The 11,920-nt window shown below is 49.3% G+C and carries 7 protein-coding genes; 2 read left to right on the plus strand and 5 right to left on the minus strand.

Annotation, left to right across the window (positions count from 1 at the left end; genetic code table 11):
- Window positions 1–117: 117 nt before the first annotated feature.
- The 4 genes from ACWGXJ_RS18130 to ACWGXJ_RS18145 all read right to left on the minus strand — a co-directional run bounded on the left by ACWGXJ_RS18130 (window position 118) and on the right by ACWGXJ_RS18145 (window position 8,763).
- Window positions 118–1,497 (minus strand): sensor histidine kinase, encoded by a 1,380-nt coding sequence (locus ACWGXJ_RS18130; protein ID WP_452567326.1) that lies wholly within the window; start codon window positions 1,495–1,497, stop codon window positions 118–120.
- A gap of 2 nt (window positions 1,498–1,499) precedes the next feature.
- Window positions 1,500–2,210, minus strand: coding sequence for a response regulator transcription factor (locus tag ACWGXJ_RS18135; protein WP_061828739.1), 711 nt, complete (start codon window positions 2,208–2,210; stop codon window positions 1,500–1,502).
- 168 nt (window positions 2,211–2,378) lie between these two features.
- Complete coding sequence (locus tag ACWGXJ_RS18140) at window positions 2,379–2,885, minus strand: hypothetical protein (protein WP_452567327.1); 507 nt, start codon at window positions 2,883–2,885, stop codon at window positions 2,379–2,381.
- 157 nt (window positions 2,886–3,042) lie between these two features.
- Window positions 3,043–8,763 (minus strand): WIAG-tail domain, encoded by a 5,721-nt coding sequence (locus ACWGXJ_RS18145; protein ID WP_452567328.1) that lies wholly within the window; start codon window positions 8,761–8,763, stop codon window positions 3,043–3,045.
- A 189-nt stretch (window positions 8,764–8,952) separates the two neighbouring features.
- Between ACWGXJ_RS18145 and fabV the strand changes: the two genes are divergently transcribed.
- Together fabV and ACWGXJ_RS18155 are read left to right on the plus strand one after the other, a co-directional pair.
- Window positions 8,953–10,140, plus strand: a complete 1,188-nt coding sequence (fabV, locus tag ACWGXJ_RS18150; protein ID WP_452567329.1) for an enoyl-ACP reductase FabV — start codon at window positions 8,953–8,955, stop codon at window positions 10,138–10,140.
- 483 nt (window positions 10,141–10,623) lie between these two features.
- On the plus strand, window positions 10,624–10,776 hold the full coding sequence (locus tag ACWGXJ_RS18155; protein WP_013311427.1) for a DUF1540 domain-containing protein: 153 nt from the start codon (window positions 10,624–10,626) through the stop codon (window positions 10,774–10,776).
- A 187-nt stretch (window positions 10,777–10,963) separates the two neighbouring features.
- Here ACWGXJ_RS18155 and ACWGXJ_RS18160 read toward each other — a convergent pair whose 3' ends face one another.
- Window positions 10,964–11,920, minus strand: coding sequence for a DUF5643 domain-containing protein (locus ACWGXJ_RS18160; protein ID WP_452567330.1), 957 nt, complete (start codon window positions 11,918–11,920; stop codon window positions 10,964–10,966).

Raw genomic sequence — 11,920 nt, forward strand, 5'->3', positions numbered from 1 at the left:
TTTTGTACCTACCAGTCAAGCTATATCTAAAATATCACCAAAAACCTCTCATACTATGTTAGATAAATGGGATATTAGGCCGAAAAAACGATCATTTTTATCCATTTTTGTACTCATTTATAACATGTGCTGGATATAGCTGAAGCGTGCTCCACCCAATGGCGAACGGGTGCAGAGTAGTTCTCCATTCAACCGGGTAGCAATTTGACGACAAATAGCCAATCCAAGACCTGTGACACCATTTGAGCCCGCATAGAATCTTCCGAACACCTCGGCTGCCTCTTGTTCGGTCAGCCCTCCTCCATCATCATCCACATGCATAACCCATACAACCTCCGGTGTTGTCCCTGTCTCCAAATGAATGACAACCTCCGTAGAGGTGTGCCGAACTGCATTTTGCAACAAATTCAACATCATACGGAACAATTGCTCGGCCGGAACGGCCACATGCAGGCCCTCTCCCTCCACTCGAAGCGAGATAGAACGTTCAGCAGCCACTGGCATCAATAGATGAACAGCATCCTCCGCCATGCTTTTAAGATCAACCAGAGAGACAGGCCATTCCTCATTCAGCGCTTCCAGCCTTGATAGCTGCAGCAGCTTTTCCACCATGTCAATTAACCGCTGGGACTGCACTTTGATGATACTCAGCCCCTCGTCCTGGGATACCACTTGATCCTGAATGGCATATACATAGCCTTGAATGGACATTAACGGTGTCCTTAGCTCGTGAGATACATTTTGTAGAAATTCAATTTGACCCTGATGGTGCTGCTGAATACGGGCGGACATGGAATGAAAGGTACCGATCAGCTCGCCAATCTCACTTTTATCCGCCTGCGGAAAATCACTATCCTGCGGCTGGTTAGGCTCATAGTTGCCTACCGCCTCCTTCAATCGTTTAAGCGGACGCACTAGACGTGAGACAACCATCAGACCAATGACGAGAATCACCAAAAACCCCGCGATGATAGACAGTAATGTGGTTCTCATTAACGGTACATACAGTGCTCTCAAGGAAGATAAGGGTGAGTATACAAAAATACGAAAAGGTTGTCCGGGCAATTCTTCATTCGTAAACAGTACCTTTTTACCTTGAAGCACAGCTACCCCTTCATGTGTAGCGGTCAGATCCTGGAGAGACGGATGAACCGATGCAAAAAATCCCTGGCGGATCAAAAGCAAACGCTCGATCTTTTTGCCTTCCATTCCAGAGACGCTTGAGTCGATGATACGGTTATCCGTACTTAAAATAAAGTAGTCGGCAGATAAAAGTACGCCCTTGATAACATAGTTGAATTCAGCATTATCCAGTCGATCAAAGCCTCCGTCGCTCATAATATGGACGGCTTTGCGCGCCTGCTCATGGAGCTTGGATTTAGCCTGATTCACCAGAATGTCGTCGATAAGCCTGATGAATAAAACGACCGTAATACAGACGGTAATAAGCATGGCGATGGACAGGGAAAGCAGTATTTTAGCTCTCATCGTACGCATGGTTACAACTCCTGAACCGTTGCTTTATATCCGAAACCCCATACGGTGTTAATGACGAGCGTAGAGTGATATTCAGCTAACTTTTTACGAATCCGTTTGACCAGATCATCCACAACTCTCACATCACCTATAAAATCATAGCTCCACACCTGCTGAATCAGATGTTCCCTGCCAAAAGGTCTTTCCAGATGATTCGCAAGAAACAGCAGCAGGTCGAATTCACGTGAGGTCAAATTCAGCTCTTGTCCGTCCACTGTGACTTTACGAAAGTCAGCAAAAATACACAGATTGCCCGCATGGCAAAGATCTGCGCTTCCTGCCGCTTGCCTATCGTCCGATGCAGACATTCCGGCCTTGCTCAGCCTCAGCATCGCTTTAACCCTTCCTACCAACTCTCTTGGATTAAAGGGCTTGGTCAAAAAATCGCTGCATCCCAGCTCCAGCCCGTGAATACGGTCGTTTTCTTCTCCACGAGCAGAGATCATAATGATCGGCATTTCTGTAAAATCACGAAGCTGAGTCAGTAGAGAAAGCCCATCAATGCCAGGCATCATAATATCAAGAACGAGACAATCCGGACGGTTCGTACGGATATGCTCTACCAGTGTTTTACCACTGGAAAAGGAAGTGACCTCGTAGGATTCTTTTTTCAAATATTCAGATATTAATTGCAAAATGAACACATCGTCATCCACTACTACTATTTTTGTCATGGCCTTAACCCCTTGCCGTTGTTCTGGATGCTTCCATCCTCTCTTTAAGCTTAACAGAAGCCCAGCAGAATAGACAAAAGACGGGTATACCGTTCCCGGTCCCGTCTTTCTTATCATGAATCGCTGCTGTATATGCCAGGCGAGCTGAAAGCTAATTACACATCCATCTTATTTCTTGGTTGTTACTACTTTAGCAGCTGTTTTTGGCGCTGTTTTCACTGTTTTTGCTGGGACGACTTTTTTAACTGGAGCTTTGTGGGCCACTTTTTTAGCTACGGCATGATGTGCACGAGTTTTATGAGTTGTTGCTTTGTTTTTAACAACATTATGTTTTTTTGCATGATGTTTAACTGTACGGTGCTGCACTTTCACTGCTTTTGTTTTGTGGCTTGCCACTTTTTTCGCAACGGATTTTTTGGCAGGGGCTTTCTTCGCTTTGGTTGTTGTTTTATGAGCTGTTGCAACTTTTTTAACGGGTGCTTTCACCACAGGTGTTTTCGTCACAGGTGCTTTCACCAGTGTTTTGGTAGCCGGAGTCGTAACCGCAGGAGCTTTGATCGCTGGTGCAGTGCTCGCTGGAGTCGTTGTTGCTGTAGCGGCGAATGCACTGCTTGCCCCTCCCAGTACGCTTACTACGGTCAATACGGCTGCTGCATTTTTAGTCCATTTTTTCATGATTGAATCACCTCTCCTTTAAAGTATCTTTAGCTTATCAGGAGAATTCGGGATAATTGTGGAGCAAATGTGTGAAAAGTATATGAAAAAGCGTGCAGCCCTGTATTTAGAAAATACATGAGTCTGCACGCTATGAGTTTTACAATAACCATTTTCACTAACCAATGGCGATCCAGGAAATAATACCGTAGTTATGCGCGGTTTCGTTCCACTTGGTTACGACGATCACTGCTCCATTCGGCGTCTGAGATTTCAGCGTCGCATGAAAGAGAGGGTGGTTCGTCATCGCTACCAACGTGTAGTCTGGGTTTACAAAAGGCTCCCCGAATACAATGGTCACTTCCGTCTCCCCTTCACTACCTTTCAAAAGAAACGGCGCTCTGCCAAACTGCTGCAATGCGGGCTGATTCGCACAAGTACGGACCGGAGTGATGCTCAAATGCTCCGGCTTCACTGCGTTCAGCTCCAGCTCACGTGAGCCTACAGAGCCTTCCACCAGATGATGACCCTCAATGCTCTGCTCTGCCACATGATGGCTTTGTACCGCAGCAGCCTGCAGATGCTCTGGACCCACAGCTTCCGGGCTCAGTACCTCGCTGTCGACGGCCTGAGCTTGCAGATGGCTACGAGATATACTGTTTGCCTGAAGTCTGTCGCCACTGACACCTTCCTCTGGCAAAAGTCCGGAGAGATGAATATCTGTGGACAGCTGAGCCAGTGTCACCGAGCCCGACTTTAGGTGATGCGAATCAATAACTTCCTCTCCAATGTGGTGGCTTTCAATAGCTTCCTCAGCCACATGGCGGGATTGTATCGTTCCATCTGCAAGCTTGCTGGACGTCACCGCACCTTCCTGTATAGCATCCTCAGCCACCGCCTGCCAGCCTACATGCTGTGGCTGAATTGCCCCTGCTTGCAGATGTTCCGACTGGATTGAGTCCAGCGCGATATGCCTGGACTGCACCACGCCCTCTGCCAGTGCGGACCCTTGAATCGCCCCATCGGCCAAATGCTGAGCGTGTACGGCATGTTCCGTCAAATGCACGGAGTTTACGCTGGCTTCTGCCAGATTCGAAGCACGCACCGCCCGAAGCGCAAGCTTCTCAGCGTTCACGCTGCCTGCCTGGAGCGCGTGAACCGATACACTCCCGGGGGCAATGTGCCGGGTCATCACTGCCGAAGCCTCCAAATGGGCAGAGGTGACAGATTCAGGAGCCAGATGGCTCGACTGGACGGCCTCTTCTGCCAAATGATTGGCTTGCACCGCTTCGTCCGTAATATGCCACGGCTGGACCGAATGAGGAGATATTTTGGCAGCAGTCACGCCATCATCCGCCAGTTTATCGGACGTAACGGACTCATTCTGCAAAGCATCGGTTGATATTGCTTGTGAGGCGATATGCACACCCTGAATGGTTCCAAGATGCAGATGGTGCGGCTGAATGGACTCCGGTGCGATATGCACGGACTTCACCGCCCCCTCTGCCAGCGCTCTGTCCTGTACTGCGCCCGTTGCCAAATGCCGGGGGTGTACGGCATGCTCAGACAACTGTGAAGGGCCGACGCTGCCTTCCGCGAGATTCGTCGCTTGCACCGAGCGTGCCGCCAGCTTTTCCGAGGTGACGCTTTCTGCTTGAAGCGCACGACCTGACACACTGTCCACGGCCAGATGTCTCGCAAACACCGAGGAAGCCTGTAAATGATCAGAGGTGACGGATTCCGGGGCCAAATGGTTTGACTGGATGGACTCTTCTGCCAAATGATTGGCTTGCACCGCTTCGTCTGTAATGTGCCACGGCTGGACCGAGTGGGCAGACAGCTTAGCGGCAGTCACGCCCTCATCCGCCAATTTGTCGGACGTAACGGATTCATCCTGTAAAGCATCGTTCGATATGGCCTGTGAGGCGATATGCACACCCTGAATGGTTCCCGTTTGCAGATGGTGCGGCTGAATGGACTCCGGTGCGATATGCACGGACTTTACTACCCCTTCTGCCAGCGCTCTGTCCTGTACTGCACCGGGTGCCAAATGCCGGGGATGTATCGCCTGCGCAGACAGATGTGAAGGGCCGACGCTTCCTTCCGCGAGATTTAACGCTCGCACCGAGTGTGCCGCCAGCTTTTCCGAGGTGACGCTTTCTGCTTGAAGCGCATTACTGGATACGCTATCCGAGGCCAGATGGCTCGCAAGCACCACCGAAGCCTGCAAATGGGCAGAGCTGACGGATTCCCGGGCCAAATGGTTGGACTGGACAGCCTCTTCTGCCAAATGATTGGCTTGCACCGCTTCGTCTGTAATGTGCCACGGCTGCACCGAGTGGGCTGACAGCTTGGCGGCAGTCACGCCCTCATCCGCCAGTTTGTCGGACGTAACGGACTCATCCTGCAAAGCATCGGTCGATATCGCGTGTGAGGCGATATGCACACCCTGAATGGTTCCCGTTTGCAGATGATGCGACTGGATGGACTCCGGTGCGATGTGTACGGATTTCACTGCCCCTTCTGCTAGCGCTCTGTCCTGTACTGCACCCGTTGCCAAGTGCCGGGTGTGTATCGCTTGCGTGGACAGATGTGGAGGGCCGACGCTGCCTTCCGCGAGATTCGTCGCTTGCACCGAGTGTGCCGCCAGCTTTTCCGAGGTGATGCTTTCTGCTTGAAGCGCACTACTAGATACGCTATCTGGAGCCAGATGGCTCGCAAGCACCGCTGAAGCCTGCAAATGGGCAGAGGTGACAGATTCCCGGGCCAGATGATTGGACTGGACGGCTTCTTCTGCCAGATGTTTGGCTTGCACCGCTTCGTCTGTAATGTGCCACGGCTGGACCGAGTGGGCTGATAGCTTGGCGGCAGTCACACCCTCATTCGCCAGTTTATCAGATGTAACGGACTCATCCTGCAAAGCATCGGTCGATATGGACTGTGACGCGATGTGCTCTCCCTGAATGGTTCCAATTTGCAGATGATGTGGCTGGATGGATTCCGATGCGATGTGCACGGACTTCACTGCACCCTCTGCCAGTGCTCTATCCTGTACTGCTCCAGCTGCCAGATGCCGAGTGTGCACCGACTGCGCAGAAAGATGTGAAGGGCCGATGCTGCCTTCCGCGAGGTTCATTCCTTGTACCGAGCGCGCTGCCAGCTTTTCCGAGGTGACGCTTTCCGCTTGAAGCGCACGACCGGACACACTATCCGGGGCCAAATGTCTCGTGAGCACCGAGGAAGCCTGTAGATGCACCGAGGTGACCGCTCCTGCAGCCAGATGTGCCGAATCCACGGCCGCCACAGCCAAATGGTTGCTTTGTACAGCTTCGTCCATAATATGTCCGGACTGCACGGCATGGGCAGACAGTTTGGTGGGAGTTACGCTTCCCTCCGACAGTTTGGCAGAGGTGACCGATTCATCCTGTAAGGCCGGAGTCGCTATAGCCTGCAATGCGATATGCTCTCCCTGAATGACCCCGCTTTGCAAGTGCTCCGATTGGATGGATTCGGGCGCAAGATGTACAGACTTTACAGCGTTCTGGGCTAATTCCGTCTCCTGTACTGCTCCTGCAGCCAAATGCTGAGTGTGTACGGCTTGCGCAGCCAAATGTCCGGGACCCACGCTGTTTTCTGCCAGATTGGAAGCCTGCACAGCACGGGCCGCTAGCTTCTCAGAGGTGACACTTTCTGACTGAAGTGCATGACCGGATACACTGTCGGGGGCGAGGTGTTTGGTTTGGACCGATGCAGATTGCAAATGATTAGAGGTGACGGATTCCGGAGCGAGATGATTCGCCTCCACCGCTTCAACAGCCAGATGGTTACTCTGCACCGCTTTATCGGTAATATGCCACGGCTGCACGGAACGAGCAGACAGCTTAGAGGAAGTGACACTACCCTCAGCTAACTTAGGAGCCGTAATCGCCAAATCATTGATTTTATCCGTGGCCACACTTTCCGGCGATAGTTTCAGTGAAGTAACGGCATGATCCTGCAAATGATGGGAGTACACCGCTCCGCTGGCCAAATGCGCGGTTTGAACAGCGCCTTCCCCTAGTATGTCCGCAGTAACGGACTGTTCTTGCAAAGCCGAGGTTCCAACACTGTCTTCCCCAAGATGTTTGCTCAGCACAGAACTCTGGGCCAGATGGGTCGAATCGACGGATTGAGCCTGCAATGCCTTTCCACCCACACTGTTGTCGGCAAGGTGGTTTTCACGAATTCCCCCCGTTGCAATGTGTGCGTGTGTAATGGCTTGAGGGGCAATCTTATTTCCAGTTACCGCTCCTGTGGCAATTTTAGGTTCTGTCACTGCTTCGTCAGCAATTTTGTCAGACTTAATCGCGCTCGAGGCAATGTGATTTTCCTTGACAGCCTGATTCGCCACATGGTGTTCCAACACTGCCCCCTTCCCTAATTTCTCGCTCGTCACAGCCCCGGAATGCAAATGTTGCTCCGTAACCGCCTCCGATGCAATATGATCTTTTCGAATGATTTCCGACTGGAGGTGTACGGAAGAGACTGCCTCCGGAGAAATTTGGGGACCTTGTATGGCTGCTGTAGCAATATGTCTGGTAAGTACCGCCTCGTCGGCAATTTTGTGTGGTAAAATGCTCTGATCCGATATCTTGGATGAAGTGACGGATTGATCGACAATTTGCAATGAGCCTACAGATTGATCTGCCAGTTTATTGGACTGAATGCTCCGATCCGCCAGGTGGCGGGCTGTCACTTGGCCCGTTCCAATCTGCTCTTCCCCGATGGAGCCAGGACTCAGATGCTTTCTTTCAATCGCTCCAGCCTGAATGTGCGCACTGGTCACTGCCTCAGACTCCAGATGACGCCCGCTGACAACGCCTTCCTCCAATTGTTCCTTGCCCACAATTCCATTGGATAGCTGCTTGCGATTAATCGAACCGGGGGCCAGATGCCTTGCGTGAACGGCATGCTCGGTCAGGTGTGCACTCTCAATGCTGCCAGCTTGGATTTTAGCTCCATCCACAGCACCATCCCGCAGTTTGGAAGTGGTCACAGATTGATCGCCCAGCTTGGAGCTGTCGACAGCTTCATTAGCCAAATTGTTCGATTGAATCGTACCACTGCGAATTTTATCCGAGGTGACCGACTGATCTTGAAGCATATCTGAAGACACGATCCATTGCTTGAAGTGACGGCTCTCAATGGAGCCATTCGCAATATGATCACCGCTGATAATCTTATCAGCCAGCTTCTCAGGAGTGATGCTGCCATCTCGAAGCTTTTCACCGCCGATGGAGCGATCCTGCAATTTACTGCCTGACACCGATGCGTCCGACAGATGTTCCACCGTAATGGAGTCTGCGGCAATCTTCGAAGAAGTCACAGCACCGTCGGCTATCTTAATCGTTTGAACGGCATAATCCGCCAGAGATTCCGTGTGGATGCTCTCTTGTTTCAGCTTGCTGAAATCTATGGAAGCGGGAGCGATCTTCTCACCCGTCACAGCGAAATCGCTCAAATCGTCTGTATAGATGAAAGCATTGTTTACATGTGGGGCCTTCTTATTGCTCAAAATTTCCTCCACATCAATTGGATCAGGTTCTAGTTCTGGCTCTGGCTCTGGCTCTGATTCTAGCTCTTGGGGTTCCTCCATTGACACTTGAGTCTCCTCTGCATCCGCACCTTCAACCTCTGTCTCATGCGAAACCTCGATTTCAGGTTCGACAACAGTCTGTAGCTCCGGCTCCTCTTTGGTTGGGGGAGGCGGAGAAGCAACTTGATGAAGTCTTGCTTCTGTCTCCCTCTCCGCAGGCTGTGGCTTCACGCGCTGTATCATACTTAATTCATTCATATCCGGGTCAATTACACTATAGAGCGGCTTTTTGTTTCTTATGGTTTTGCGGCTCTTATTCTTCAAGCAGCTCTCTCCCTTCTCGTATTTATCGTTACAGCATCATATGCAGGCCCTTAGGCACTTGCCACCCCGTGCAAGGATACACTTTTGGGTAAAAAGGATACTTACTGAAATCCACGTTTGAAAAAAAATAGTTAAAAGTTAAAATAGTAAGGGTGAAGATCGCTACAAGAAGAGAGGAATTACAATAACATGATTATCAAACCAAGAACACGTGGCTTTATCTGCACCACTGCTCATCCGGTGGGCTGTGCCCAACATGTTCAGGAGCAAATTGACTATGTACAGGCCCGTCCTGCTATCCAGGGACCCCGTAATGTACTTGTGATCGGGGCATCTGCCGGATATGGGTTGGCTTCTCGCATTACTGCTGCCTTCGGTGCGCGTGCCAATACAATTGGTGTATATCGCCCTAGTAATGCTACGGCCACACGTACAGCATCGGCAGGCTGGTACAATTCTGCTGCATTTGAAAAAGCTGCTCAGGAAGCTGGGCTTAAATCCTTAAGCGTGACAGGCGATGCCTTCTCGGATGAGGTCAAAGCCAAAACGGTGGAAGCCATTCGCGAAGAACTGGGACAAGTCGATCTGGTGGTTTACAGTGTCGCTTCAGGTCGTCGTACAAATCCCCGCACAGGCGAAACGTTTAATTCCGTGCTCAAACCTATTGGTAAGCCTTACACAAACAAGACCGTTAACTTCCACACCGGGGAAGTCAGCAGCGTGACGCTTGAACCCGCAACAGAAGAAGAAGTACAAGCAACTGTAGAGGTTATGGGTGGTGAGGACTGGAAATTGTGGATTGACGCCTTGCGTGAAGGCGGTGTATTGGCTGATACTGCAACGACCTTCTCCTTTTCGTATATTGGTTCAGATATTACGCAAGCCATCTACAGAGAAGGCAGTATTGGAAGTGCAAAGGATCATTTGGAGGAGACAGCGCATCAGCTGAACGATCAGCTGAAAGTTACAGGCGGACGCGCCTTCGTCGCAGTCACCAAAGGACTCGTTACCCAATCTAGCTCCGCTATCCCTGTCGTTCCTCTGTATATTTCTGCTTTATATAAGGTAATGAAGGAAAAAGGGCTGCATGAAGGGTGCGTAGAACAGAGCTACCGCCTGTTTGCTGAGCGTCTGTACGCACCAGAAACTCCTGTAGATGAAGAAGGACGTATTCGTATTGATGATTGGGAACTGCACGAAGACGTACAGGCAGAGGTTGAGAAGATATGGGAGGCGCTGACGACCAACAATATCTACGAATTGTCAGATCTTGAAGGATATCGTCACGAATTTTTCCAACTGTTCGGCTTTGAGTTCGAGGGCGTAGACTATGATGCTGACATCGATCCCATCGTAAATATTCCTAACGTGCGCTAAGTCTTTTCATATCGTCATTATGTCAGAAAAACAAAAAAAGCTGTTCTCCAGCAGAGAAACATTTCGTTCTGCATGGAGGACAGCTTTTGTTTTTTAATTAAAAGGGACACTTGTGTCCGCAGAGTGTCGAGAAAGTCCAGAGGACTTTTCGACACTTCTATTTTTATATGGGGAGACGCATCTTTTAAAACAAAAATCGATTTAAAACGATCTGAGGACCCTAGTTTTTAGACCACTAAGACAGTTTTAAACCCCCTGCAAAAAAACAGGGGGTTTCTCGACAGCCTGGGGACACTTGTGTCCGCTTCGAACTGCAAAATGAAGCAAACATTGCAATTTTAAATTTCATTTGATATTGTACAAGTAGGCATAGCAAAATCCCTCTTCCTAACAAGAGGGTAAACACAGTTGGACAAGTCCTACCTTGACTGACCGTGATACTATTTGCTCAGCCCATCACATCCATATAAGGAGGTGTACAACATGGCAAAAGACGTTCTGTGTGAAGTCAATTCATGTACGTACTGGGCCCAAGAAAATAAATGTAGCGCTAGCTCCATTTATATCGTAAGCAACAGACCTGAAGACACTCACAAATCCGAAGAAACAGACTGCAAAACCTTCGAAGCCAAGTAAATCTTTGATTTCAAGCCTAGTTTTATAATGAAGGAGCCCATGCCCGGGTTCCTTCTTTCTTATGATATTCTAACAAGAATGATAATTATTATCAAGTCCTTTTTCGCAGTAATGGATTGAATCTTTCGAAGCACAAAAGAAGCGTTGCCTGAACGATTCGCTCCGCTTCTTTTGTTTTTCTGTAAGGTCAATTACTCAACGGGATTACCATTTCTAAGTCTTTATGGTATGTTTTGACTTCTTTACCCCGGGCATCCTTCATAGGCGTCCACTTCTTGTTGACGGTCAGCGTATACGGCCTGATGGTGATGGAAGAGGGTCTGGTTGCAAACGGAGCATACATTTCAACTTCGTGATAATTGAGCGCCGGAGCCTTGTTATAAATTCCCATCAATTCTTGAGCTATCAGTTTGCCTTGCGGGTCCGCAATGTCATAATACATCTTGGTTGCACTATAATTTCCAGTCTGTTTGGATGTACTCGGCACTTTACCATTGCTGTCAATAATGATCCGGGTATTGGCCGAGGAGAGCTCAATCTGCTTGACGGTATAACTGAAATCTCCGCTGTTCTGCGTTTTTTCCGGCTTAAGGACCAGTTTGTCCTTCACCGTATTCTGCACAGGCACCTTAAATGAAAACGGTTCTTTAATGCCGCTAACATTGATTTTTAATGCCATTTCAAATGAGTCTGGCAGATTTTTTTCAGATAATCCTTTGTCTATTGCGATTTCTAATGTATTATCCAACATTTTTTTATTTTCGTCGAATACCGCGTTTGAGACTCTCAATAAACTTATTTTTTCTCCATTAATAGATATTTGAGGATCTATTAGGTAACCCTTTTCTAACTTCCGGGATTTGTCCTTGCTGAAAGGAGGCATTGTACTGATCTTGTTGATCCCCTTGCGTTCAATTTGCACGGTCAGACGAATCCCGTCATATTTCACCTTTTTGACCGTCAGTGTGACGCCATCCCGTGTCAGACTGCTTGCGCTTGCCGCCGGGGCAGTTGATTGTGCAGCTGCTGCCTGGATTTGCCATGCAGTATCGGAAATCGTCACTCCTATACCCATAATCATAGTTACTGAAGCTAGAATAGCCGATTTGAATATTATACGCTTCACTTTAATATATTGCTTCAT

This window comes from Paenibacillus sp. S33 (assembly GCF_053615415.1).

Bases quoted from the DNA above. Each gene is read 5' to 3' on its own strand.
- ACWGXJ_RS18130 (WP_452567326.1), bottom strand. From the start codon at position 1,497: ATGCGTACGATGAGAGCTAAAATACTGCTTTCCCTGTCCATCGCCATG.
- ACWGXJ_RS18135 (WP_061828739.1), bottom strand. From the start codon at position 2,210: ATGACAAAAATAGTAGTAGTGGATGACGATGTGTTCATTTTGCAATTA.
- ACWGXJ_RS18140 (WP_452567327.1), bottom strand. From the start codon at position 2,885: ATGAAAAAATGGACTAAAAATGCAGCAGCCGTATTGACCGTAGTAAGC.
- fabV (WP_452567329.1), top strand. From the start codon at position 8,953: ATGATTATCAAACCAAGAACACGTGGCTTTATCTGCACCACTGCTCAT.
- ACWGXJ_RS18155 (WP_013311427.1), top strand. From the start codon at position 10,624: ATGGCAAAAGACGTTCTGTGTGAAGTCAATTCATGTACGTACTGGGCC.
- ACWGXJ_RS18160 (WP_452567330.1), bottom strand. From the start codon at position 11,920: ATGAAGCAATATATTAAAGTGAAGCGTATAATATTCAAATCGGCTATT.